This is a genomic window from Desulfatibacillum aliphaticivorans DSM 15576 (genome assembly GCF_000429905.1).
GTDB classification, from domain to species: domain Bacteria; phylum Desulfobacterota; class Desulfobacteria; order Desulfobacterales; family Desulfatibacillaceae; genus Desulfatibacillum; species Desulfatibacillum aliphaticivorans.
On the sequence record NZ_AUCT01000025.1, the window covers coordinates 15,731 to 41,920 of the forward strand.

Below are 26,190 nucleotides of genomic sequence, written 5' to 3' on the forward strand. Positions count from 1 at the left end.
ATCTATTCCTTTTCCCGGGACACAATGGCCTCGGCGATTTTTTCGGCGGAGCGGCCGAAGATGAATTCCACGTCCATGCGGCCCAGGAAATCGTCCTGCCAGGTAACGCTGCTTTCCTGCACCAGATTCTTGATGCGCTCGTACTTGCCGCCCAGAGCGCGGATGATCTTCTCCAGAGATAAATCCTTTTTGAAATCCACGTGCAGCAGCAACAGGTGCTCGATCACGTTGGGCGACGGCCCGCTCCCTGAGATTACCGGGATGAAAATCAGGCTGCGGTTATCCTTCCGTCCCAGGCCTATGTACACGTTGCCTTCGCGGACAATAATGCTTTTGGTGCCTTTAAGGCGCGTATCATTTTCAACCCGGGAAGGCAGGGATTGGGAGCTTCCCCGCTTTTGCAGGATGGTGATGGTGGATTTTTCCGTGGGTTCGCCCAAAAGCGAAAGCCCCTGGACGCTGTACAGGGTGGAGCCGAGAATTTCCGCGACAACTTCCTGCAGGTTCCTAAGCACCAGCACGTTTTTGTTGATGAGCTGATCCGGGGAGAACCCGTGGCTGCAAACCGATTCAAACAGCAAGCCTTCCGCTTTTTCGGCAATGCGGCTGGTCCCCACGGTGACCGTCTTGGCCTGGTGCTTGATGGCGTCCACAGGCCTTGCAAGCTGATTGATGCCGAATGACAGGGTGGAAAACAGTTTGTTCAGCATGTTGGAAGGCGTGCCTTTGACGCCGAAGTCAATGGTGAAATCCGGCCCGCGCAGGCGGCCTTCCAAATATTTGGCCAGCAGGGTCAGGTCAGCGGGAACGGTTCCGCACAACCCGGCGGGAAAGGAGTTTTCCAGAATCCTCTTGCGGAATTCCTGGTAAAACATGGCCACGCTCTCCCTGAATTCCTGATCCAGGAGCAATTCGTAGACGTCCTGGTCCTGAACCGCCGCGTTTTCTACATAATTCCTTATTTTTTCGCGAAATTTAAATAGGAACTCAGACCCCTGATTCAATGCCAGGGCCGCGTTATACCCCCAAATGTGCCCGGCCAGGGTGCTTAAAATGGGCGCCAGATGGGGCGGAGCGCCGGGCACGCCGATGACGAATTCCGCATAATCGTTAAACCGGTTTTCGCCCTCGTCCGCGATGACCACGGGCGCAGCCTTATGGGCCTTGAAGATGGCCGTATCCTTGATGATATCCCCAAGGACTTCTTCCGGGCTGCCTGCGGCGCATACCAGAATCAGGGGTTCGGAGGACAGGTCGATATGCTTTTTGTCCTCCACATAATCACTGGAAATGGTCTTGTAGCAAAGCTCCGAGAGTTTAATCCGGATTTCGTCCGCCGCCGCCTTGTTGGGGCCGCTGCCTACGGAGGCCCAATAGGTTTTGGTGACCGCCAAAGCCCGGGCCGAAGCGGCGATGGCCTCCTTGTTGGCAAGCACCCGGCGCATGGAATCGGGCACGGCCAGAAGGTTGCGGATTTCCTGAGCCACAAAGGCGTCGTCGGCCATGTTTGTCAGGCGCGCCATGTGCAGCCCCAGGAGGGCGCCCGCCACGATCTGGGAGTAAAAGGCCTTGGTGGAGGCCACGGACATTTCGATGTCCCGGCCGGATGAGGTGTACAGCACCCCGTCCACCTTGAAGGTGATGTCCGAATCCCGGCGGTTGACGATGGCCAGGGTGTGGGCGCCGCGGGACTTGACCATGTCCACGGTGCGGTTGGTGTCGGTTGTGGTGCCGGACTGGGATATGGCGACCACCAGGGTATTTTTGAGAGAATCCTTGTCGTCGCCCTGGTGGAGCATGAAGCCTGAGAACTCTGAAGCCTTTTGTGCAGAGACGCTTTTGAGGGAATTCTTCATGTAATACTTGAAGATGTCCGCGCACGCCTGAGCCGCAATTCCCGCTGTACCCTGGCCAATAAAATATACGTGCTCGATCTCGCCGTTCTTGAACGCATTGGCCAGGCTGTCAGGCACTATCTTGGAGTCCAGGTCCACAATAATCCGTTCGGCGCCGCCCTCCTTGACGATCCGCCAACGGTTGCGCATGGTCCGCTCCACGGACAAAGGCGCCTCGGAAATCTCCTTGAGAAAATAGTGGTCGAAACCCTGGCGGTCGGTGTCGCGGGTGGTGATTTCCGTGCTTTGAAGATCACTATCGCTCAAAGGCAACGGCGTGCCGTCGTAATAACAGGCGGTGACGCCCTCCACGCCGCCCTTGGCCTGATCCAGGACAAAAACCTGCCCCTGGGTAATGCCGGAAACGCCTTCCACTTCCTTTTCGCCCTGGAGCTTGATGAATTTTTGCGTATGCTCCACAAAGCCGTAAACCTCGGAAGTGGGCATGTAGGCTTCGTCGCCGATTCCCACAAACACGGTCTGGCCGCTGCCGCGCTGGGCCATGAAAAATTTGCCCGGCGCCAGGCTGGTATGCATGAATATGGCGTGGGACCCGGAAAAATCGTTCACTGCCAGCCTGAATGCGGTTTCCAGCTTATGCCCCTTTTGGATGTATTTCTCTATCTGCAAGGGGATGATCTTGGTGTCCGTGGTGATGTCTTCGGGAATTTTCGCGCCGGTCCTGGCTTCGTAAGCGGCCTTCAGCTCGGCGTAGTTATCGATGTCTCCGTTCAGGCAAGTGTAAATCAGCCCTTTGGAGGCGGCGCCCTCCACGGCGTTATCCACGGGGTGGCAGTTGGGTTCCGTAATGGCGCCCACCGAAGCCCAACGCGTATGGGCGTTGACCGTAAAATGAATCATGGAAGCGCAGGCCAGCAAGGCCAGTAATTTGTCGCGTTGAACCTGTTCCCGTAAAAAGGCGGTGTTATCGCCCAGGCGGCCGATTTCGGCGGCAACTTTGTAGGTGATGCTCACGGCCGCCTGATTTTCGCTCTCGCGAACCGCCATGCCGTTGTTTAGTAAAACCGGTTTGTGATTGCTGCGGGATTCCAGTTCGCCGGAAAGGCCTGCCTCGGCGACTTGGGATTTCCACGCTCCAAAATCCTCGGGCGTCATAAAAAAAAGCAGGGAGATTCCCGAAGAGTCCCGGCCGCGCACTTCCAGACGATCGATGCTGGAAAGCACGGAATGAACCTGAAAATACACGTCCGCGGCGCAGGATTGGCAATTGCTTGCGTCATCCCCCATAAGAGCCGTTACGCCGGCCAGAGCCCCCAGGACCTCGGAGGACAAACGCCAGGCAATGTCCTTCAACAGTTCCAGGCGATCCGTGGCAAGATCCATTTCCACGGCGGACAGGCTGACGCAGATGGACAGGGCTTTGTCTTCATCTCCGGCCAATTGAGTAAGTTGAGAGGAAACCTTTGTAACCCGTTCTTTTAACGCCTGATCTGAAAAAAGCTCACAAAAAACCTCATGCTTCTTGAGGGTTTGCACTTGCTCCATAAGCTGAGTAAGCAAGTCGCCGCCCAAATAGGATGCATCCAGGCCTCCGTTGGCCAGGATGGACTCCAGTTTGTGGGATTCTATGCCGGCGGGCGCCTTTTCCATTTGGGCGATCAGCGCGTCAAGCCCCTCTGCGGGCGCATGGGTGCGTTGCTTGTAAGCGATCATCCCGGCCAAACCGCAGCACAGGACGTTTTCCCTGTAGGGAAAGACGACCAGAGAGCCCGGGGGAGCGTTTTTCAGGCTTTTGCCGAAAAAGACCGGCGTTTTTAAAAACGAATCAATTTCCTTCAGACCTTTGAATATCCTGCCGGAAAAACGGGACATGCTTTACATCCTCTCAAACATTTCTCTTGCTTTTTCACGGGTCATGATTTTTTTCCAGTCCTTGCCAAGGGCGTTTTCCCACAGAAGCTCCATGGCCAGGGATACATTAATCATTTTTTCGAACTGCTCTTCGGTCAGGTTGGCGCACAATCCCCTGGGAAGCTCCACGCCGGCTTTATCCAGCATGATGCGGAACTCCTTCACGCCTTCGGGGTAAAACTCATCCAGATAGTCAAATACAATGGCGTTGCCGATGCCGTGGTGCGTCCCCAGCACATAAGCCAGGCCGTACGACAGGGCGTGGCAGACGCCCACCTGGGAATAAGCGATGCTCATGCCGCCGCAATAGGAGGCCATCATGAGCTTGTCTTCGGACTCCTCGGTGCGTTTGTTCAAAAAGACCTCGCGGCAGAGTTCCAGGGATTTCTGGCCGTAGGATTTGGAAAACTCGTTCAAAAAGGTGCCTTCCAGGGATTCGATGCAATGGATGTAGCAATCCATGCCTGTATAGAAGCGTTGTTCGTCCGGGGCGCCGCGGATCAACTCCGGGTCCAGGATGATTTGATCGAACACCGAATAGTCGGAATTGATGCCCAGTTTCTTTTCCGGACCCGTCAACACGCAGGTGCGGGAGACTTCCGCGCCCGTGCCGGAAAGAGTCGGAATGGCCGCGTGATACAAAGAGGGATTCTTGGGCAGGTCGTAGCCCTGGTATTCGGCGGAAGAGCCTTCGTTGGTCATCATGACGGAAACGGCTTTGGAAAGGTCCATGGCGCTGCCGCCGCCCACACCCACGATGCCGGCGGGGTTCTTGTCCATGGCGCCCTTGATCTGCTCCACCAGGGCATCCACCAGCTTGGTTTTGGGCTCGTCGTCCACGTTCACCCAAATGAGCATGTCGTCGCCCTGAAGGGGGATGCTGCCGCCGAATTCGGCGCCCTTGAACACGTCGTCCACCAGATACACCATGTCGGACTTTTCTTTGTCCCGTTGCTGCCCCATGATGTCCTTGGTCTGGTTGAAGCATCCCCTGCCAAAGACCACATACGATACCATTCTGAAATTGCGATACATATTTTATTCCTCTTTTAAAGCCTTGCCAATAAGACGGGCTGTTTTTTTTAAAAGGTTATGACTCAATATGTCGGATGAACCCGCGCTTCGTATTTCGCGTTTTCGGCTCTCATTGCCAATCCAGCGGCAGGAATTGCATCCTCCTATATGTCCTATTCGCGGAACCATCCGACCTACGCCCTTTTATGGGAGATTAGGCCCCGAATACCTGACGGATTTTTGCAATCCGGTCGTCTATGTCCTGGGCGGTCCAGCCGAGCATGATCTGCATGGAAATGGTTCTGCCCATGACTTTATGAGACTGCGCCAGATCCAGGTTGGCGTAATCCGGGGCCGAGTCCACCAGTTCCAGGGTCTGGCGGCAGGGGAAGGAACGCTGCTTCAGGTGGTCCCAGGCCCTGATGTAATGCCAGTTGTTGTCATACCAATAAGGGCATCCCCCTACCCCGGCCTTGGCGAGCTGGCCGGCGCACTCCCTGGCCTGATCCTCGTCCGGGAGGAAAAAGGACAGAAAGGTGGCCGTGTCTCCGTCCGGGTCGGGCAATGTTCTGAAAGTGACGCCGTTCAGTCCGGTCATGGCTTCCTTGATCCTGGATTTGTTGCTCCGTTGGATTTCCAGGATTTTATCAAGTTTTCTCAATTGTGCAAGTCCTACGGCGGCGCCAAGCTCGCTAATGCGGAAATTAAGCCCGGTTATAGGGTGGCCTTCCAGGCCGCGGTCATTGCCTATATGGTCGTGGCCGTGGTCTGCAAACTGGTCGATTTTTTCGTAAACCTCTTTAAAAGGCGTTACCACGCCGCCGCCCTCGCCGCAGGTGATGGTCTTCACTGCGTCAAAGGAATAACAGCCTGCCTTGCCGAAGGTTCCCAGGGCCTGGCCTTTGAATGCGCCGCCTACGGACTGGCAGGCGTCTTCCACCAGAATCAGACCTTTTTGGTCGCACAAGTCCTTGAGAGCGTCTATTTGAGCCATGGAGCCGCACATATGCACGGGAACCACGGCTTTGGTTCTTTCCGTAATGGCCTTTTCCACGGACTTGGGGTCCAGGCACAGGGTTTCGTCAATGTCGGCGAAAACCGGAATGGCGCCCGCCGCTATGACGGATTCAAAGCTGGCCACAAAGGTAAAAGGCGGAATGATGACTTCGTCGCCCGCCCCTATTCCGCAAGCGGCCAGGGCGATGAGCAACGCGGCTGTGCCGCTTGAGCATAAATGGGCGTAAGGAACGCCTACCCTTTCGGCGAATTCCTTTTCAAAGGTCTTGGCTTTCCAGTGTCCTTTTCTCTGGGCGTCAAAGCCGTAGCGAAAGAGCACTCCCGTTTCCAACACGTCATTGACTTCCCTGCGTTCCTCATCTGAAAAGATTTCGAATCCGGGCATGTATATCCTCCTTAATTAGGGCGTTCAGCCAAAAACTTGATTTAATCATCAAGCGTATGGCATAGTCAAAGGCCAAGTGCAAGGATAATCAAAATACGGAGGAAACCACCATGTCGGTGAGGACGCGGCACGAAAAATTCGGCGAAATAGCCGTTATCCACGCTCCGGAACGACTCCGGGCGGACGAATCCGGAGAGTTTCGGCAAACCCTCAAAGAAATTGTGGATCAGGGAATAAACCGCCTTGTCATTGATCTTTCGGAAACCACAGCCATGGATTCCAGCGGTCTGGGCGCTTTGGTCAGCCGGATCGCCGTCACCCGGCAAAACGGAGGAGACGTGCGTCTTGCCGGATGCAATGAAACGGTCAATAGTCTGTTAGAAATTACTCACCTGGATCAGGTTTTCGAATTCTTTGACGACGTCAAAGAAGCTGTTGAAAGCTTTTCCTAATCAAAGCGGATAATTAAAAGATATGGCCAGAGCACGTAGAAAAGGCAGGCAGCGCTTCCACCTGTTGGAGCCGGATTATGAGCGCCCTTTGCATAAAATTCCCGAGGAGACGGCTCAGGGAATTCTTGAAAAATTGACGATTCTGTACGGGGAGCAAGAGGCCAGGATTTACCAAGCTGAAGTCCTTCGCCTCATGAAGGTCTATTATGCGCATAAATCTCCTGAAATGATTGAATTCGAACGGGATTTTGACGCCAATAACCGGTTTACCGAAGAGGATGTCATCCTCATTACATACGGGGACCTGCTGCATGATGACCGTATGTCCCCCCTGGACACCCTCACCTATTTCTGCGAACGCCACTTGCGGGGAACCATCAACACTCTGCATTTGTTACCTTTTTTCCCATACTCCTCGGACCGGGGCTTTGCGGTCATCGATTTCGAGGAAGTGGACCCCCGGCTGGGGACGTGGGAGGACATCGACCAGTTAAAGTCGGATTTCCGTTTAATGTTTGACGGAGTTTTTAATCACGTCTCCTCCAAGAGCAAGTGGTTCGCCGAATTTCGGGACGGAGCGCCCGACTTTCAGGATTTCTTTATTGTCTTTTCCACCAGCGAAGCCATTTCCAAGGAGCATCTCAAGATCATCACACGGCCCAGGCCCACGCCCATCCTGAGCGAGTTTTCCACATACAGCGGATATAAATGGGTTTGGACCACCTTTTCGCCCGACCAGATCGACCTGAACTTCAAAAATCCCAGGGTGCTTTTAAAAACCATACAGATCCTTTTGTATTACATCCGCAGAGGGTCGGACGTGCTGCGCCTGGACGCCGTGACCTATTTGTGGCATGAACTGGGCACCCATTGCGTGCATTTAAAGGAAACCCACGCCATTATCCAGCTATTCCGGCTGATTATCGACGCCGTGGCGCCGGTGGCTGCGCTGATCACGGAAACCAACGTACCCCACGACCAGAACATCACCTATTTCGGCGACGGAAGCAACGAAGCCCACATGGTGTATAACTTCGCCCTGCCTCCCATGGTGCTCCACGCCTTTCAAAACGAAGACGCTACAGCCTTGACCAAATGGGCCTCCTCCCTGGATCAGGTTTCCAAAACCGCCACTTATTTCAATTTTCTGGACTCCCATGACGGCGTGGGCGTCACTCCTGTCAAAGAAATCCTGTCCGCCAAGGAAATTGAGCTTATGGCGTGGCGGGTGATCGAACATGGCGGCTTCATCTCCTATAAAGACGACGGGGACGGCAACTTGAGCCCCTATGAAATGAACATCACCTGGTGGTCGGCCATCAACCGGGAGGATGCGGACGAAGACGACGATTTTCAGGTGAAGCGATTCTGCGCGTCGCGCTCCATCGCCCTGGCGCTCATGGGCGTGCCGGGAATTTACTTCCATGGCCTGTTGGGCTCGAAAAACGACGCCGAAGCGGTTATTGCGGAAAAGCACACTCGAAGCATCAACCGCATGGTTCTTGATTACAGCAGCCTGAAGGAAGGCTTAAACAATCCGGAAAGCACCACTTACAAAGTGGTCAATCAGTGCGGCCGGATGATCGCCAAACGCGTGAAGGAAACCGCGTTCCACCCCAACGCCCCCCAGGATGTGCTGAATCTGCACCCCGCGGTTTTTTGCGTTAAACGCACCTGCCAGGAGGCGGGGCAGCCGCTACTGGCCTTGACAAACGTGTCGGGCGACCAAATTGTTGTGGAGATTCCATGCAGCACAACGGGCATTCACTGCAACCGCTTTGTGGAGATTCTATCCGGAGACAGGCGGACCTTTGAAACTGATAAGGGCTTTAATCTGCAACTAACAATGGAGCCTTATGACGTATTTTGGCTGACCCCGGCCAAATAGAGCTTTCAGCCGTAAGTAAATCGGCAAGAATGTCGAGAGGGATAGCATTTTCAAAAAAACCGGCAAAAATCCCAAGAAAGGGAGGTCTCCGTGCAAAAAGTGCGCTTAGGCAGGACAGAGCTGATGGTGTCGGAACTTGGATTTGGAGGCATCCCCATTGTGGGGCTGGGATCGGATCAAGCCGAAGACGTGGTGCGCCACTGCTTTGAAAGAGGCATTAACTTTTTCGACACAGCCAATATGTACGGAGACTCGGAGAGCAAGCTGGGCCGCGCCCTGGGTTCGGTGCGCGACCAGGTGATCCTGGCGACCAAGAGCCTGGAACGCGGAGCGGACGGTCTGAATCAGCATTTGGAAAACAGCCTGAAATGCCTGGCCACGGATTACATAGACGTATATCAGCTCCATAGCATCACCAAGCCTGTGGACCTGGAACAAATCCTGGCTCCGGGCGGCGCCCTGGAAGCCGTTGTCAAGGCCAAGGAGGCCGGAAAGGTGCGCTTTATCGGAATTTCGTCGCATGCCCGGTCCGTAGCCTTAAAAGCCATTGAAACCGGTTACTTCGACACGGTTCAGTTTCCCTTCAATTTCGTTGAAACCGATGCGGACACAGACCTCTTTCCCGCCGCGCGCGAACGGGACATGGGCATCATCGGCATGAAACCCCTGGGCGGCGGCATGCTGTCGCGGGCCGACCTCTGCTTCAAGTTTCTCCAGCAGAACGCCCATGTGGTTCCTATTCCAGGCTTTTCCAGCATTGAGGAGGCGGACGAGGTTATAGACCTGTACGAAAATCGTCAGCCCCTGACGGATGCGGACCAAGCGGAAATGGAAGCCATTAAAAAGGAACTGGGAAGCAGCTTTTGCCACCGGTGCGGGTACTGTCTGCCCTGTGAACAGGGCGTCATGATTCCCGAGTCCCTTATGTTCCGGCCCATAATCCACAGGCTTGGGGAGGCTATTGCCGTAGCCATGTCCAAGCCCGCCGTAAGCGGAATCGAAGAGTGCACCCAATGCGGGGAATGCGCCGAACGCTGCCCCTACGGGCTTCCCGTGCCTGAATTGCTGGCGGAGAACCTGGCCTTGTTTCGGGAACTGGAGGCCAAATTCGCGCCCTGAAAAGAACGGCTACTTGGTACATGAAGAAACTTGGAAGATATATTTCATTTTTTAAAATTATAGAGCTGTTATGGGTATAAACCGTGGAAAATCAGATCAATCAGCGCCCCGAACCAGGAAAAACCCTGCTGCTGTTTGCAGGAGACACGGTTACATTTACCCTCCAGGCGCCAAGTCGTTTGCAAGGCGCGGCCTGGCTCAGGACCAACCTGGATCAGGCGCCCGTCACCCGGCGTGAAATCATCCGGGAAACGGAGTTGGGGGAGCATCCCCTGGGCCATGACTGGTTTGACATCCCCATGGCGCCCCTTGGCGGCGGCCGGTTCACCCTGACACTGCCGGTTTGCGATCCGGGCCATTTTCAATGCAAATGCTATTTTTTGGAAGAAGGAGCAAGCCTGCCCTTGTGGCCTGAGGGCGATAATACGGTCCTCAACGTTGAGCCCGCGGACCTATGCTGCCACAACACCCTGTACAACGCCTTTGTGCGCCAGTTCGGCCCGAACAAAGCGGGAAAAGGCAGGCTGCCTGCATCCCGCCAGGAGTTGCTGCAGGATCTGGATAAGATTGGCTTCTCCGTCATCCCCCCCTCAGGAAAATTCCGGGATTTGATCAAGGAGCTCGACTTTATCATAGACGTCCTGGGCTGCCGCACCATCCAGCTTTTACCTATTCATCCCACGCCCACCACCTACGCCAAAATGGGAAGATTCGGCAGCCCGTACGCGGCGCTCAGCTTCAGAGGAGTGGATCCGGCCCTGGCGGAATTCGATCCCAAGGCCACTCCCATGGAGCAATTTAAGGAGCTTGTGGACGCAATTCACGCCCGTTCCGCTAAAATATTTCTGGACATCGCCATCAATCATACGGGTTGGGCGGCCCGGCTCCATGAAACTCATCCCGAATGGCTGGCCAGGACGGAAGACGGCGAAATCGAACGTCCGGGGGCCTGGGGCGTGGTCTGGGGCGACCTGACAAAACTGGACTATTCCCACAAATCTTTGTGGAAATTCATGGCGGGCGTGTTCCTGAAATGGTGCAGGCGCGGCGTAGACGGGTTTCGGTGCGACGCGGGCTATATGGTCCCCGCTGAAGCGTGGAAATACATCCTGGCCAAAGTTCGGGAGCAGTTTCCCGACGCAGTGTTTCTGTTGGAGGGCCTGGGCGGGCACCTGTGGCAAACCCGGGCGATTTTGGATGGGTCCAATTTTGACATGGCCTATTCGGAATTGTTTCAGAATTACGAAAGAAGTCAGATTGAGCATTACCTGCCCGGCGCCATCGAGTTGTCCGACAGCGTGGGGATCATGCTGAATTTCGCCGAAACCCACGACAACGCCCGCCTGGCGGCCACATCCCACACCTTCGCCAAAATGCGCACAGCCCTGTGCGCGTTGTTCGCTCCCAACGGCGCCTTTGCCTTTGCAAACGGAGTGGAATGGCTGGCCGCGGAAAAAATCGACGTGCATAAGGCCTGTTCCTTGAACTGGGGCTCTCCGGTCAATCAGGTGGAGGCCATTCAAAGGTTGTCGAATATACTGAAAAATCATCCGTCTTTCGGCAGCGGAGTCTGGCTGGCCATGATCCAACAGGGGGACGGCGAATTTCTCGTTTTACTGCGTTTGCATAAAACCACGGGAAAACGGATTTTGGTTTTGGTGAACCTGGATTGCGACAATCCGGTTCAGGCCTTCTGGTCCTCCCATAATGCGGGCATGGACGGCATGGATTACACGGATCTCCTCACCGGTATTGAGGTTCAAACCTCCATTGAAAACGGGCTGCAGGCCGTCAGCCTCAATCCGGGCCAGGTCATGTGCCTCACTCCTGACCGGGAGGATTTGAAACTGGTTTCCGGGAACGGCGAACCGGAGTCGCAATTTATTGTGCGGCAGAGATTAAGAGCCAAGGCGCTATCCGTGCTGCGCTGCTTTAAGGGCACGGGCCATTTGGGCGAAATCAATCCGGACTTGCTGGCGAAATCCCTGGAGAAAGACCCGGAAGCCTTTGTTGCAGAGTTCAAGCGTCAGGACGAAGCGCCCGGCGTTATCCCGTGGCATTGGCCCAGGGACAAAAAACGCGAGGTCATGATTCCGCCTGGGCATTATTTGATCGTGTACGCAAAACATCCCTTTTCCGCCAGGGTTGTACGCGGAGCCAGGGTGCTTGCGTGTGAACGCAGCTTTAGGATGCAGGGAAAGGTGGATTCCAACGGGGAAAAATTTTTCTGCCTTTTCACGCCGTTTGAACAACCCAACAACTTGAAATCTTTAAAGATTCATATGGAAGTGTATGAAAACGGCGCGTGCGAAAGGTCGGAAAACCCGCTTCTGCTGCTCCCCTCCCCTGACGGTCCGGCCATTTCCAATATTTACAAGGGAAAGGAAATCCTGGACAACGCCCCCATGCTGTTGGGGACCAATGGACGGGGAGGCATGATGCGCGCCCATGCAGCGTGGGGGGAATTGAAATCCCGCTATGACGCGTTGCTGGCCGCCAATCTCGATCCTTCCGTACCCGTGGACCGGTGGATCATGCTTACTCGCTGCCGGGCCTGGGTGGTCTACCAGGGGCATTCGCGGGAGCTTAACAGTACGTGCCTGGACGCTTTTCGAACGGACATGGACTCCAGGGGATTCTGGAAATTCTCCGCGCCTTGCGGCCAGGGCCAGCACGTGGTCCTGACTTTCGGCCTGGAAATGATTCCGGATAAAAACGCTGCGGCAATGCATGTGCGCCGCCATGTCGCCTCGGGGCAAAAGGATCGGCTTCCCAAAGACCGGGCGATAAGCCTGATTTTGCGGCCGGACGTTGAAGACCGGAGCTTTCATGACGTGACCAAGGCCTACGCCGGGCCGGAGGATAACTTTCCCGGGACGGTAAAGCCTTTTGACCGGGGCTTTAACTTTCAGCCCCATCCCCAACGAAAACTAACCCTTAGCGCGGATAAAGGCCGATTCTTCCATGAGCCGGAATGGCATTACATGGTCCATCGGGACCTGGAGGCCCAACGCGGCCTGGATCCGGACTCCGACCTGTTTTCGCCGGGCTATTTTTCCATAGACCTGAAAGGCGGGGATTCGGTCCGGATTATCTGCGCCGTCAATGAGGATGCCAAGGCAATAAGGCCGTCGGAAAACACGACCAATCTGATGAGCGCGCCGTCCCTGTTTCAGGAGGAAGCCCAATCCGCCGGGGAACAGGCCCATCAGGCCATGACGCACTATGTGGTCAAACGGGATCAGGAAAAAACCGTCATTGCTGGATACCCCTGGTTTTTGGACTGGGGGCGGGATTCGTTGATTTTCCTGCGGGGTTTGATCGCCGCCGGCAGGCTGGAGGAATCCGGCGCCATCCTCAAACAATTTGCGGCCTTTGAGGACCGGGGAACCATTCCCAACATGATCCGAGGGGCCGACGCCGGCAACCGGGACACCTCGGACGCGCCGTTGTGGTTTTTCACGGCGTGCAGGGATTATGTGGAGGCCGGCGGCGGCATGGATTTTCTCGACCAGGATTGCGGCGGCCGAAGCCTTTGGCAGGTCATGGAATCCCTTATGGAAAACATCCGTTTGGGCGCGCCCAACGGAGTGCGCCTGGACCCGGAATCGGGCCTGGTTTACAGCCCTTCTCATTTTACCTGGATGGACACGAATTATCCGCCGGGAAGCCCCAGGCAGGGATATCCGGTTGAAATTCAGGCTTTGTGGTATGCAGCCCTTGACTTTGCGGCTTTAGTTGATGAAAGATACAAGGACGCGGCTATCCAAACGAGCCAATCTTTGGCAAAGTATTTTTTCCGCCCGGACCTGGATTTTCTGGCAGACTGTTTGCATTGCAATCAGGGAGACGCTGCAAAAATAGCCCATGCCGACGACGCGCTGAGGCCCAACCAGTTATTTGCGGTTACCTTGGGCGCGGTCAGGGATTTGACGATCAGCCGGTCGATAGTTCGGGCCTGCCGGGAACTGATTGTTCCGGGCGCCATTCGCAGCCTGGCGGATCGGCCTGTGCAAACGCCGTTGCCCGTTACGGACAACGGCAAGGCGTTGAACGATCCCCTTCGTCCCTATTTCGGAACCTACGAAGGGGATGAGGACACGCGGCGCAAGCCCGCGTATCATAACGGAACCGCCTGGACCTGGGTGTTCCCCTCTTTTTGTGAGGCCTACGCCAAGGTCTGGCCGGAAGCCAAGGATACGGCGCTTGCCTGGCTTATGAGCAGCGCACGGTTGTTTCGCCAAGGCGTTCACGGACATCTGCCCGAGGTCATGGACGGAGACTATCCCCACACGAATCGGGGATGCGACGCCCAGGCGTGGGGCGCCAGCGAATTTTACAGGGTATTTAAAAAGTTGGCGCCGGAAAAAGAATAGTTGAATGAAAAACCGGGAGCGGACGGCGCTCCGCCCCCTGTAATGAAGTAATTCGGGCTTGCCCGGGATTAAGATAGGATCATGGTTAAAGACGCAAAAAAGCCCAGGGTTTTAATTGTAACCCCCGAAGTGACTTACCTGCCCCCTGGAATGGGGAACATGGCCAACTATTTTCGCGCCAAGGCCGGGGGCCTGGCCGACGTTTCGGCGGCTCTGGTTTCGGCCCTGTTCAAGCAAGGCGCGGACGTGCATGTAGCCCTGCCGGATTTCCGCACCGTGTTTTACTCGGGCGTGGGGCCTGTCATGCGCAAGGAATTAAGCACCATCCGCAGCAACATGCCCGAAGACCGCATTCATCTGGCGGAAGACCGCGCTTTTTTTTACCAAAGCGGCGTGTATTCCAACTATCCCCAGGAAAATTTTAAAATCTCCCTGGCTTTTCAACGGGAGGTCATCAACCATATCATCCCCCAAGTGCAACCGGACCTGATCCATTGCAACGACTGGATGACCGGCCTCATCCCGGGCCAGGCGCGGTGGATGGGCATTCCCTGTTTGTTCACCATCCATAATATCCATACGGAAAAATACACCCTGGAACAGATCGAGGATCGGGGTGTGGACGCGGCGTCCTTCTGGCAGGGATTGTTCTATGAGCGCCCGCCGGAAAATTACGAAGAAAGCCGCAATAACAACAAGGTGGACTTTTTGACCAGCGGCGTGTTCGGCGCTCACTTTGTAAACACGGTCAGTCAGACTTTTTTAATGGAAATCATCGAAGGGCAGCACCATTTCATCCAGGAGCCCATCAAGCAGGAACTGGCCAATAAATGGCATGCAGACTGCGCCACGGGCATATTGAACGCCCCGGACCCGTCGTACAATCCGGCGACGGACAAATCCCTGCCCGCCGCATACGGGCCGGACGACCACGTGCACGGCAAACTGGAGAATAAACGCTACATTCAGCAAAACCTGGGACTGCTTCAGGACGACAACGCTCCGATTTTCTTCTGGCCGTCCCGGCTGGACCCGGTTCAGAAAGGCTGCCAGCTTCTTGCGGACATCATGTACGACGTGATTTCCAAGTATTGGGACAACAATCTGCAGATCGTGGTGGTTGCCAACGGAGAGTATCAAAAGGTGTTCCGGGATATTGTGCTGCATCATGGCTTTGAGGAAAGGGTGGCCGTCCAGAATTTCGACGAAAGGCTATCCCGCATCGCCTTTGCGGCCTCGGACTTTGTGCTTATGCCGTCCAGCTTCGAGCCCTGCGGCCTGCCCCAGATGATCGGCGCCATATACGGGTCCCTGCCCGTGGCCCACGACACCGGCGGCCTGCATGATACGGTCTGGCAAATGAACACCCAGCAAAACAAGGGCAACGGCTTTTTGTACCGGTTTCAGGACACCCATGGCCTTTGGTGGGCCATTGACAGGGCCATGGACTTTTACTTTCTGTCTCCGGAAGTGCGGGAAGCCCAGGTCGCCCGGGTGATGCGTCACGGCAAGGAAAATTTCAATCACGAAGTCAACGCACGTGCGTATATCGACCTCTATGAAAAAATGCTCCATAGGCCGCTGATAGGCGGCGGGGGCGGAAAGAAATCCTCCCAGTCATCCTCTGATGGAGAAACCGAGTCATAATATGACGAAACAAGGAGGCCCCAAGGAAAAGGCGCCCGGTCTGGTTCGTTCGGACCCGTTGCTCAAGCCTTTTCTGAAGGACATTCTCCGGCGCGAGGACAAAATCCGCGCCATGCACGACCGGCTTGTCCCTAAGGGAAAAAGCCTGGAGGAGATCGCCTCGGGCCATGAGTTTTTCGGGCTGCATTTCCAGGACGGCGAGTGGATCTTTCGGGAATGGGCGCCCAACGCCGACGCGGTGTATCTAACGGGGCCTTTCACAGAATGGCGGGAGAAGGAATCCTGCCGCCTTCAACGAATCGACGGAAACGGCGCGTGGGAAATCCGCCTGCCCCGGAGGGCATTGCACCATGAAGACGTCTATCGCCTGAAAATCAAGTGGGCCTGGGGCGAGGGAGACCGCATACCGGCCTACGCCCGCCGGGTGGTTCAGGACTGGCAAACCGGCATATTCAACGCCCAGGTCTGGAAGCCGGAAAAGCCCTACGCCTGGAAGCACGGGGATTTCATCCCGGAAAAGCCGTTGTTGATCTACGAGACCCACGTGGGCATGGCCCAGGAAGAGCCCAAGGTCGGCTGCTTCAACGAGTTTCGGGAAAAGATCCTGCCCCGGATTAAAAAGGCGGGCTACAACACCCTTCAGGTCATGGCCCTGCCCGAACACCCCTATTACGGGTCCTTCGGGTATCAGGTCTCCAGCTTTTATGCGCCCTCCTCCCGGTTCGGAACGCCCGAGGAGCTTAAGGAGTTGATCGACGCTGCCCACGGCATGGGGATCGCCGTGGTCATGGACATCATCCATTCCCACGCGGTTTCCAACGAGGTGGAGGGGCTTTCGTGCTTTGACGGCACGCCCTATCAATATTTTCACGACGGGAAGCGCGGAACTCACCCGGCGTGGGGATCGCGCTGCTTTGACTATTCCAAGCCCCAGGTGCTGCACTTTCTCCTGTCAAACTGCCGGTACTGGCTGGACGAGTTCCGCGTGGACGGATTCCGGTTCGACGGCGTCACCAGCATGCTGTATCAAGATCACGGCCTGGGCAAGGCTTTCACCTGCTACGACGATTATTATACCGAAAATACGGACGAAGACGCCCTGGTCTACCTGGCCCTGGCCAATCGCCTGATCCATACCCTGAATCCCCATGCCATCACCGTGGCCGAAGACGTCTCCGGCATGCCCGGCCTGGCCATGGACGAAAGCCAAGGCGGGTACGGCTTTGACTATCGCTTCGCCATGGGCGTGCCCGACTATTGGATCAAGCTCCTGAAGGTCCAGCGGGATGAAGACTGGCACATGGGAAGATTGTGGCACGAGCTCACCAACAAGCGGACCGACGAAAAAACCATCAGCTACGCCGAATCCCACGACCAGGCCCTGGTGGGCGACCAAACCCTCATTTTCCGTATGCTGGAAGACGATATGTTCTGGTACATGTCCCTGGATCGCGAAAGCCTCCGGGTGGACCGGGGCATGGCCCTGCATAAAATGATCCGGCTGATCACCCTGGCCACGGCCGGGGACGGGTATCTGAACTTCATGGGCAACGAATTCGGACACCCGGAATGGATCGACTTTCCCCGGGAAGGCAACGACTGGTCTTACCACTACGCCCGCCGGCAATGGAGCCTGATGGACGCGCCCAACCTGCGCTACGGCCTATTGGGGCGGTTTGATCGGGACATGATCGACATGGCGAAACAAAGCGCCCTGCCCTCGGGCCAGGCGCCGATCATCTTGCGAGAGGATGAAGACAGAAAAATCCTGGCTTTCTTAAGCCATGGTTTGGTTTTCGCCTTTAACTTCCATCACACGGAATCCTATGCGGATTGCTTGATCCCGGCTCCGGCCGGGGCTTATTCCATTCTCCTGGATACCGATCGCCAAGCCTACGGAGGCCACGGCAGGCAGGATCGGGACATCCAACACTTCACCCAGCCCGGCCCCAAAAAAGGCGAAAACTATTTAAGCCTCTATTTGCCATCTAGAACGGCGTTGGTTTTGGGGATGGGTAAATAAGTAGCAATTGGGATGCAACATCAGATAATGAGATTAACCACGGAAGACACGGAAAACACGGAATATATATTTTCCGGAGTTCTATATTTTATGCCTGGCATCAAGATGGGTTAGTCGCTTATTCTGGGATGTCTCTGTGAATTCACGGGAACGCCAAATGCTGAGATTTTGGGGGACGTCTTGAGATTTTGGGGGACGTCTTTGATTATTCTACTAACAAGGATTTTGTGTTCTCGGGGACGTCTCTCAAAAACTCAATAACTCCGTATACCATTAAAATCATGGATTATTTTTGGATGATTTACAGATCGTTTGAAGATTGAGTCAGGTCGGCGGCGGACGGGGTGGGTTGAATTTCTGGTTTTGTTTGGTTTTGGACAGAGCGTCCGTCCGCTGGAAGTTTCCGGTTTCCACATGCAAAAAGGTAGCACCTACTGCGCTGGCGCGCCCAGGCAAGACACTGCTTTGCCTGGGGCGCCCGCCTTGATGGACGCCATCCCTTTGTTCATAACATAGGGATTCCACACTCTGAACGGTCGAATTACAGGTCGCTTATGCGACCCAGACAGGATAGTGCCTTGCCAGGACGCCCTGGAATGGCGGTTAAAATCTTCATCCCTTGATTTCTTCGTCCGCAGCGTCAAAAATAGCATCCATGTATTTGTAGGGGAACAAATGCCCCTGATCTTCCAGCCTGTGGAGGATGCAGTCCGGAACATTTTGCTCCAGGTTCAAACCGAATTCAAAAGGAACCATGTGGTCCGCCGTCCCGTGAAACACATGCAGCCTGCATTGTATTTCGGACAGGGAAAATCCCCAGTCCACATAGTGGACCGCCGCGTCCGTGGTAACGCCTTGCGCCCCCTGCTTGAAGGCCTCGCGCTGATCGTTAAGAAACAATGCCTTAAATTCCGGCTGCGCGGATATTTCCTTATCGCTGGGGCACAGTTTTTTCATAAAGGCGTCATAGGTTGCTTCCGGGGCGACTTTTTCGCTGAAATTCATCAAGTCAAAAAACATTTTAAACAGGCGGGGGTGGGATTTGGACAGGCCGACGGCAACCTGATCCGCCTTGGACTCCAGGTATTTTTCCGCGCTGGGCAGTTCCGAAAAATTCGTATAACCTGCGCAGGTAATATTAAAGAGCAGGCGCTCCTGCAAAGCATACGCGCAAACCGTGGTGTGGGCGCCCCCTCCCGACCATCCCATGACGCCGAACTTCCTGATATTCAAGGCGTCGGCAAGTTCTTCAAGGTCTTTTGGATAGTCCAGCAGCTTTCGGTTTTCCAGGAATGTCGACTCTCCCATGCCCGGGCGATCCGTGGCGATAAAACGATACCCCCGTTCCAGGGCTTTGGCATGAAATAAGGCCCCTTCCAGGCGGGACCCAGGGCCGCCGTGAGCATAAAACACCGGGACGCCGTCCGGTTTCCCAAACTCGGCATAGGCCAGGATTCTCCCGTCTTTCAAGGTGTGATGCTTTGTTTCCATTGTGTACGTCCCTCCTCTATGCCTTAGTCCCCGTGAACAGATTTTTACCATTTTGAGGGAATGTCTTTGCAAATAAGAGGCCAAGCCGAATTTTTCCTATCGGGGTTTATCGGGGGCGGCGCAGATATCCAAGCATAAAGCCCCCCCTGGATTCCAGACGGGAGTCAGGACGCTTGAAAAGGCGGAATGACGCTGGATTCCCGTTTACGGGCGATCCTGAAAAGTGGATCTCCCTTGCGGGGATGAGGGAGAACAGAGGCCGCCGCAATCAAAGGGGAGTGAATGTCTTTCTTCACCTTCATTCAAAGATTCCTCCACTTCTCAGGCTCTTGGAAATGAATTTTATCATTATGGATAACAGGTTATTTTTGTTGGGTTTCGCAAGCTCTACCCAACCTACGCTTCTTTTTGTAACAGATTGATTTTATGCGATATTTAAAAAATATAAGGACGCTGGATTCCCGACAGGGACGCTCGGGATGTTGATGCAGGTTGTGGGGCGTCCACTGCCTATACGATTAAACAACATATCGCTGCGCTCCTGGCAGGATAGTGCTCTCTGCTGGTACTGTCCGACCAAAAGACTTCAAAACACAGAATTTATCGAGATCATTTCATAGGTGATTTCTGTATATTCTATGGACAAAAATCAAGATAATAAGCAGATGCAACTTTCAGCTATTGGATAACTGATAAAATTTTGGCAACTTCAGCAAGTAGTTGGCTTCCGGAAAACGGTTTTGAAATAAACGGATGGTTATACTTTTGATTGTTTTCGGAGGAAATATGTTCTTCAGAGTATCCAGACATAAACAGGGCCTTTGCCTCCGGATGATATTTGAGAATTCCATTCATAATTTCCGGGCCTTTCAGGCCCGGCATTATTACGTCGGAAAGCACCAAATGAATGGGCTTGTTATAAGCACAGGCGAAAGACAGGGCGCTCTCACCATCCTCGGACTCAATCACATTATACCCTTTGCGCCTTAGGATCTTGCATGCCAGCCTACGAACGGCCGCCTCGTCCTCAATCACCATGATAGTGCTTTTACCCGGAACATCATCACGCGCCTTATCAGGAGACGGCAAAGGAACTGGCGCCTGGGCGCCTATGGGCAGGTAAATCATAAATGTAGTTCCGGTCCCCGGCTGGCTCAACACTTTAACATCCCCTAAATGTTGCTTTACAATGCCGTAAACCGTGGAAAGCCCCAAGCCGGTGCCCTTGCCCATAGCCTTTGTGGTGAAAAAGGGTTCAAAGCAGTTTTGCGCGGTTTCCGGGTCCATGCCCAAGCCGGTGTCGCTGATCTTCAGCAAGGCGTATCGTCCAGGAGTCACTTCCAGGCAATTGCTGCATATTCCGGGTTCATCCAGTTCCACCGTCATGGTTTCAAAGAGAAGACGGCCCCCGCGGGGCATGGCGTCCTTGGCGTTGACAGCCATATTCATCAGTATTTGCTCGATCAGGGAAACATCAGCCTTGACCCAGAGGGGAGTTTCCTCCAACGCAAAATCCACCGCCACGTCTTCTCCGACCATCCGGTTCATCATTTGCCTGAAGCCTCGAATCACTTCATTCAGATCCATGGGCTTTAGCGTCATTACTTGTTTTCGGGCGAAAGAAAGCAGTTGCTTTGTTAGGTTTCTGGCTCGAACGGCTGCCGAAAGAATCTGTTTTAAAGGGTCTTGTTCGGGATCGTTCGGATGTTTGTCCGCCAATAAGAGATCGGCGTATCCAATAATGATCATTAGCATGTTGTTAAAATCATGGGCCACGCCTCCAGCCAACCGGCCCACGGACTCCATTTTTTGCGCGTGATGGAGCTGATCTTCCAGGTTTTGTTGCTTTTCCTCCGCTTGTTTGTGAGCGTCAATGTCGCTGATCACCATCCGGCAAACCGGGTTTCCGTCCTTTGTTTGAGCAACAGCGGCTTCCAGGCGGGACCATTTTGGATTTTTTTCCGCGTCCAGCAGACGCAGTTCGCACACCTGGGGGGAACGTGTTTTAAAAAGTGTTTTTCTGTGATTGTAGTATATATCCTGGTCGCCGGGAAAGATGTAACGGGACAAGGGCTCGGTTATCAAGGATCCCCGGGCCGCGCCCAGTAAGGAGGCGGCGGTCATATTGGCTTCAAGAATCAAACCTTTTTCGCTGATTGTGCAATAACCTACAGGGGCCAAGTCATACAAGTCGAAATACATTTCCCGAGAGGACTCCAGTTCCAATTGAGTCCGGCGTAGCTCTTCGTTCTGCATTTCCAGTTCAATCTGATGAACCTGAAGCTCATGGAGCAAGCGCCGTACTTCCTCGGGGGAGAGGTCCTCAACGGCGGGACGCCGGCGCGCCGCCTTTTCCTCCGCTATCCGGCGCAGTTCCCGGGCCTGTTCCCGATCGAATATTGTTTCCGTCATTGCTATGTCCTTTTATGCCCTTCCCTTTCTATGGTCACGATGGCATAAACCCTTCCGGATTTATCAATCAACGGAGTGGCGGTCAGCAGAATCTCCACGATCCGATTACTCTTGGAGAGGCGTTGGATGCTTTGCGGCTGCAGAATAGTGGCTTGGGCGCACTCCCGGATTTTCAACAGAGTGGTCTCGTACTGATTCCCGGGCAGCATCTCGCAAATATTCATGTTCAGAGCTTCAGCTTCGCTCCAGCCGAAAATGCGTTCGGCCGCGGGGTTCCAGGCCAGGATGCGGCCCTCCATATCCTGTACCGTAATCGCGTCCTGCACATCCCGAAGCACTGCCGCCAGGCGGTTTGCGGACTCGGACTCCATCAAAGCCTCCCGCATGGTTCGGTTTTCCGTGATATCCGTAAAGGTGAGCACGGCGCCTTCAATCACGTTTTCCAGCGTGCGGTAGGGCCGGATGCGCAGGAGGAACCATTTGCCTTCAAGGGTCCGGGCTTCGACTTCTCTGGGAACCAGGTTTTCCAGTACGGCATTCACATCCTCAATCAGGGAGTCATAGTCTTCCAGGTTGGATACAATATGACTGAGTGGGCGGCCCACATCCGTTTGAATCAGGTTTATCACCTGGGTGGCTGTGGGAGTAAAACGCAGAATGCACAACTTGAGGTCCACGAAAATGGTGCCGATTTCGGTTCCCGCCAGCAGATTGTTCATGTCGTTGTTAATGCGAGTCAGTTCCTCAACCTTTTTTTGCAACTCCGCATTGACCGTGGATAATTCCTCGTTAACCGACTGGAGCTCCTCCTTGGAAGTCTCCAACTCCTCGTTGGTGGATTGCAACTCCTCGTTGATGGATTGCATTTCTTCATTGGAGGAGTTAAGCTCCTCATTGGTGGTCTGCATCTCCTCCAGGGTGGATTGCAGATATTCGTCCTTGGCCTCCAGTTCCTGGCGCAAGGCGGTAATGGAATCGGCGTCCCCGGGGAGGGGGGCGGAAGCCGGGTCCATGGATAGCGCCTTGGAAGGGGCGCCGGTATTCTCCAAGCTCCTGGTTTGAGCTTTTTCAAGAAGAATTAAATACAGCTGAGGGCCAGAGCCGCCTTCCAATGACTGCATGGGTACAGGCTGTATGGTGAGGTTGGTAAGCGTAAATTCACCGTTCGTTTTCACTCGCAGCCCGGGATGGCGCACGGTTGCCCTTTGCGAAGCGGCTTGATGCAAGGCCAGGGCCAGTTTTCCCTTAAGACCTTCACGAGCCATTTTCAAGGCATTCATTCCCGGCTCTCCCTGGGCCGGTTCCAGGTAAAGGCCCGATCTTCCGTAAAGGTAGAGAATATCTCCTTGCTTGTCCACAAGGGCGCCAACCGGATCATACTGCTGCAGCAGCGTCCTTTCCGTGATCTCCCGCAACGGCAGTTTGGGTTCCACAGGGACCTTTCTCCACATTCCCAGAACAGTTTCATTATTCGCATTAGGCGGAAAATACCGGTCAATTCCCGGCCCGGGACTTCTCGGCAAACCTTCCTTTCGATGATAAAGCTTGGATTTGGCGTCCACACAGTCAAACAAGTCGGCGTACTCGCCCACGCTTTCAGAAGTCCCCAGGAATAGAAACCCATCAGGTTTCAGCGCATAATGGAAAAGGGGAATAAGTTTTTTCTGCAGAGTTCCCCCCATATAAATCAAAAGGTTCCGGCAACTAATTAAGTCGAGCTTGGAAAACGGCGGGTCCCTTATCAGATCCTGTGTGGAAAAGACCAGCATATCGCGAATGCTCTTATTGATGCGCCAAGCGCCTCCATCCGGCTCCAAGGAAAAAAACCGCCTCAGGCGTTCCGGGGATATGTCGCCGGCAATACTGGCCGAATAGACGCCTGCACGGGCCGTATCAATAGCGAGGCTGTCAATGTCCGTAGCAAAGATCTGCACCTGCGCATTGGTCCCCAATGCATCCGAGCACTCCTTAAGAAGCATGGCAATGGAGTAAGCCTCTTCGCCTGTTGAACAGCCTGGGACCCAGACACGGATTAAGGCGCCCTGAGGCTTGCTTTTAAAAATACGCGGCACTGCCAGGGCTTCAAGGGCCTCGAAGGCCTCGGGATCCCTGAAAAAGCTAGTGACGCCTATTAGCAAATCCCGAAACAGGGCTTCCACTTCATCCTGATTTTGCTGTAAATAGCGAAGGTAGTCCTTGACGCGTTCAATTTGCTGGATAGCCATCCGCCGCTCAATGCGGCGGATGATGGTGTTTTCCTTGTAATTGGAAAAATCGTGGCCGGTTTGGGCGCGTAATAGAACACACACCTTTTCAAGGATATTCTCATTTTTTTTCTCGGATTGATGCATTTTCGAAATTGCCTGGCCTCCAAAAGCGTGTGTAACATATTTAATGAGCTGAGCAGGCATATCAGCAGGCGCTAAAACAAAATCCACCAAGCCGGTGGCGATGGCGTTGTGCGGCATGCTGTTGAACGTGGTGGATTCGCTGCTCTGAGCCATCACCATGCCCCCTTCCGCCTTGATAACGCGAACACCCGCGGCGCCATCATTTCCTGCGCCGGAAAGCACTATTCCAATAGCACGCTCGTGCAGATCCTGGGCAAGGGAGCGGAAAAAAAAGTCGATGGGGAGCCGCAAACCGCGCGGCGCCACAAGCTCCAACAGATGGAGAGATCCATTACTATAAGCCATATTCCGGTTGGGAGGAATTATATAGGCGCAATTCGGCTGAACCTCCATCCCATCCGAAACCTCAAACACCTGCATGGGGGTGCAGCGTTTAATTAATTCCACAAGAATGCTCTTGTGGTCCGGGGCCAAATGCTGCACAAGAACAAATGCCATGCCAGGGTCTCTGTCCGCGGGCATTCCGGAAAAAAATGATTCAAAGGCTCCCAGCCCCCCGGCGGAGGCGCCGATAGCGACGATGGGGAAAGATGCGCCTCTATCGCTGGAAGGATCCTCCGAACCCACCTTTGTGTTGGATTTTTCTCTTTTTGATTCTTGGGAGATGATTTGTTTTTGGAGAGGCATGGAATCTCACTCTCGTGAACTCTTCACTCAATTTTATAAAAGCGGCAAAAAAGAAGCGCCCATGAAACAAAAAACTCTAGCTCCATGCCTTTTGAATGGAAAACGCTTCGGCGCAAATGGCCTACTATGATACGTTTTTAGACTTTATTTTAGACACGGCCTTTGTTTTGTGTCCATCAAAAATTTGCAAACGCATTGATTCACCATGGTCAGAAGGACGAATTGGCTGATCTTCAATCTTCCTTCCGAAACCGCATTGGCCTCACCTTTGAGTAAATGGTGAGAAACATACCGTGTTAACATGCCTCCTCAGATTATCCACAAAAACCTTATCTTCCATGTTTTCCGTGGTTGGAAATAAATGGAAATTAAGACGCTGGATTCCCGACAGGGACGCTCGGGAATGACGGCAGAAAAAAACCGGCCGCCCGGGGGAATCCCGAACGGCCGGCTTGGCCTCATAACAGCCGCCTTGTCAGGTCAAGGGGCGATTACATTCTTTAATTAGGAAAGCAGAGGCATCATGTAGCTGAAGATGCTTGTTCCGCTGTCGTGGGGCTTGTCATTGGCGAGGTCGCCGATTTTGTCCCAGTTGTCGCGGATTTCTTCGGGGGTGATGTCCCTTTCTGCGTCGCCAATGCATGCGCCGTCGCCGGATACGATGGCGGTTCTGGCGTACCAGCCTGCTCCCATGGCGAAAATCTGACCGGTGGTCTGGTTTTCTTCGGAGCAAAGATACAGCACCATGGGGGAGTTGAACTGGGGCCTGAGTTTTGCGCCCATTTTCTCGTCAATGATGTCTTCGGTCATACGGGAGTACGCCGTGGGGGCGATGGTGTTGATCTTGATGTCGTACTTGGCCAGTTCCAGCTTGAGGGTGTTCATGATGCCCACAACGCCCATTTTGGCGGCGCCGTAGTTGCACTGGCCGAAGTTGCCGTACAGGCCGGAAGTGGAAGAAGTGAAGATAACCCTTCCGTAGCCGTTTTCCTTCATGAGCTTGACAGCGGGCTGGGTCACGCAGAAAGCGCCCTTGAGATGCACGGCGATGACCAGGTCCCATTCTTCTTCCGTCATTTTCAGGAAGGAACGGTCGCGCAGGATGCCCGCGTTGTTGATCAGGATGTCCACCTTGCCGAAATTATCCACAGCGGTCTGCACGATGTTGGCGCCGCCTTCCATGGTGGCCACGTTGTCGTAGTTGGCAGCCGCTTCGCCGCCGGCGGCCTTGATTTCTTCCACAACCTGATCGGCTGCAGAGGTGCTGGCGCCGGAGCCGTCGCGGGCGCCGCCGAGATCGTTGACCACCACTTTGGCGCCCCTGGCGGCCAGTTCCATGGCGTACATCCTGCCGATTCCTGCGCCTGCTCCGGTTACTATAGCCACTTTTCCGTCAAATCTAATATCAGCCATCCTACTCCTCCTGCTTTTCCGCCCGGGCTCTCGCCTTGGGGCTGTTTATGTATTTATGGTGGTTCCCATGGGCAAAGCCGATTGGCTTCATCTTAGAAGGAATACAAAAACCACCTTATTAAACATGAGTCAAGACAAAAATGCCCCG

General features: G+C 54.4%; 13 protein-coding genes. 6 read left to right on the forward strand and 7 right to left on the reverse strand.

Translation table 11 applies throughout. From position 1 onward, the window contains the following. Positions 1-2: 2 nt before the first annotated feature. The 3 genes from G491_RS0120085 to G491_RS0120095 all read right to left on the reverse strand — a co-directional run bounded on the left by G491_RS0120085 (position 3) and on the right by G491_RS0120095 (position 6,183). Positions 3-3,728, reverse strand: a complete 3,726-nt coding sequence (locus G491_RS0120085) for an SIS domain-containing protein (RefSeq protein WP_028315846.1) — start codon at positions 3,726-3,728, stop codon at positions 3-5. Between the two features lie 3 nt (positions 3,729-3,731). Next, the gene (locus G491_RS0120090) at positions 3,732-4,802 is read right to left on the reverse strand and encodes an iron-containing alcohol dehydrogenase family protein (protein ID WP_028315847.1); all 1,071 of its coding nucleotides are present in this window, start codon (positions 4,800-4,802) and stop codon (positions 3,732-3,734) included. A 193-nt stretch (positions 4,803-4,995) separates the two neighbouring features. Further along, the gene (locus tag G491_RS0120095) at positions 4,996-6,183 is read right to left on the reverse strand and encodes a DegT/DnrJ/EryC1/StrS family aminotransferase (protein ID WP_028315848.1); all 1,188 of its coding nucleotides are present in this window, start codon (positions 6,181-6,183) and stop codon (positions 4,996-4,998) included. Between the two features lie 110 nt (positions 6,184-6,293). On the opposite strand from G491_RS0120095, the gene G491_RS0120100 reads away from it, so the two are divergent. From G491_RS0120100 to G491_RS0120125, 6 genes are all read left to right on the forward strand, one after another. Next, on the forward strand, positions 6,294-6,635 hold the full coding sequence (locus G491_RS0120100; protein WP_028315849.1) for an STAS domain-containing protein: 342 nt from the start codon (positions 6,294-6,296) through the stop codon (positions 6,633-6,635). 22 nt (positions 6,636-6,657) lie between these two features. Further along, on the forward strand, positions 6,658-8,523 hold the full coding sequence (locus G491_RS0120105; RefSeq protein ID WP_028315850.1) for a sugar phosphorylase: 1,866 nt from the start codon (positions 6,658-6,660) through the stop codon (positions 8,521-8,523). A gap of 90 nt (positions 8,524-8,613) precedes the next feature. Beyond that, entirely contained in the window at positions 8,614-9,642 is a 1,029-nt protein-coding gene (locus G491_RS0120110) for an aldo/keto reductase (RefSeq protein WP_028315851.1), read from the forward strand. 83 nt (positions 9,643-9,725) lie between these two features. Further along, positions 9,726-14,018, forward strand: a complete 4,293-nt coding sequence (locus tag G491_RS0120115) for an amylo-alpha-1,6-glucosidase (RefSeq protein WP_028315852.1) — start codon at positions 9,726-9,728, stop codon at positions 14,016-14,018. Positions 14,019-14,099: 81 nt separating this feature from the next. Beyond that, positions 14,100-15,665: a glycogen synthase gene (locus G491_RS0120120; RefSeq protein ID WP_028315853.1), complete on the forward strand. Its 1,566-nt coding sequence runs from the start codon at positions 14,100-14,102 to the stop codon at positions 15,663-15,665. 1 nt (position 15,666) lies between these two features. Next, positions 15,667-17,688 (forward strand): alpha amylase C-terminal domain-containing protein, encoded by a 2,022-nt coding sequence (locus G491_RS0120125; protein WP_028315854.1) that lies wholly within the window; start codon positions 15,667-15,669, stop codon positions 17,686-17,688. 612 nt (positions 17,689-18,300) lie between these two features. On the opposite strand, the gene G491_RS0120130 is transcribed toward G491_RS0120125, so the two are convergent. The 4 genes from G491_RS0120130 to G491_RS0120150 form a co-directional block, all read right to left on the reverse strand. Continuing rightward, positions 18,301-19,179 carry an alpha/beta fold hydrolase gene (locus G491_RS0120130; RefSeq protein WP_028315855.1) on the reverse strand — a complete coding sequence of 293 codons (879 nt, stop codon included), beginning with the start codon at positions 19,177-19,179 and terminating at the stop codon, positions 18,301-18,303. Between the two features lie 678 nt (positions 19,180-19,857). Continuing rightward, a complete protein-coding gene (locus tag G491_RS31695) occupies positions 19,858-21,591 on the reverse strand; it encodes a hybrid sensor histidine kinase/response regulator (protein WP_051327404.1) in 1,734 nt (577 codons plus the stop codon). A gap of 2 nt (positions 21,592-21,593) precedes the next feature. After that, positions 21,594-24,629, reverse strand: a complete 3,036-nt coding sequence (locus G491_RS0120145) for a chemotaxis protein CheB (RefSeq protein WP_028315856.1) — start codon at positions 24,627-24,629, stop codon at positions 21,594-21,596. A gap of 504 nt (positions 24,630-25,133) precedes the next feature. Next, a complete protein-coding gene (locus G491_RS0120150) occupies positions 25,134-26,042 on the reverse strand; it encodes an SDR family oxidoreductase (protein ID WP_012610040.1) in 909 nt (302 codons plus the stop codon). Positions 26,043-26,190 lie beyond the last annotated feature (148 nt).

Coding starts and splice junctions, on each gene's coding strand:
- G491_RS0120085 (WP_028315846.1), bottom strand. CDS start 3,728: ATGTCCCGTTTTTCCGGCAGGATATTCAAAGGTCTGAAGGAAATTGAT.
- G491_RS0120090 (WP_028315847.1), bottom strand. CDS start 4,802: ATGTATCGCAATTTCAGAATGGTATCGTATGTGGTCTTTGGCAGGGGA.
- G491_RS0120095 (WP_028315848.1), bottom strand. CDS start 6,183: ATGCCCGGATTCGAAATCTTTTCAGATGAGGAACGCAGGGAAGTCAAT.
- G491_RS0120100 (WP_028315849.1), top strand. CDS start 6,294: ATGTCGGTGAGGACGCGGCACGAAAAATTCGGCGAAATAGCCGTTATC.
- G491_RS0120105 (WP_028315850.1), top strand. CDS start 6,658: ATGGCCAGAGCACGTAGAAAAGGCAGGCAGCGCTTCCACCTGTTGGAG.
- G491_RS0120120 (WP_028315853.1), top strand. CDS start 14,100: ATGGTTAAAGACGCAAAAAAGCCCAGGGTTTTAATTGTAACCCCCGAA.
- G491_RS0120125 (WP_028315854.1), top strand. CDS start 15,667: ATGACGAAACAAGGAGGCCCCAAGGAAAAGGCGCCCGGTCTGGTTCGT.
- G491_RS0120130 (WP_028315855.1), bottom strand. CDS start 19,179: ATGGAAACAAAGCATCACACCTTGAAAGACGGGAGAATCCTGGCCTAT.
- G491_RS31695 (WP_051327404.1), bottom strand. CDS start 21,591: ATGACGGAAACAATATTCGATCGGGAACAGGCCCGGGAACTGCGCCGG.
- G491_RS0120145 (WP_028315856.1), bottom strand. CDS start 24,629: ATGCCTCTCCAAAAACAAATCATCTCCCAAGAATCAAAAAGAGAAAAA.
- G491_RS0120150 (WP_012610040.1), bottom strand. CDS start 26,042: ATGGCTGATATTAGATTTGACGGAAAAGTGGCTATAGTAACCGGAGCA.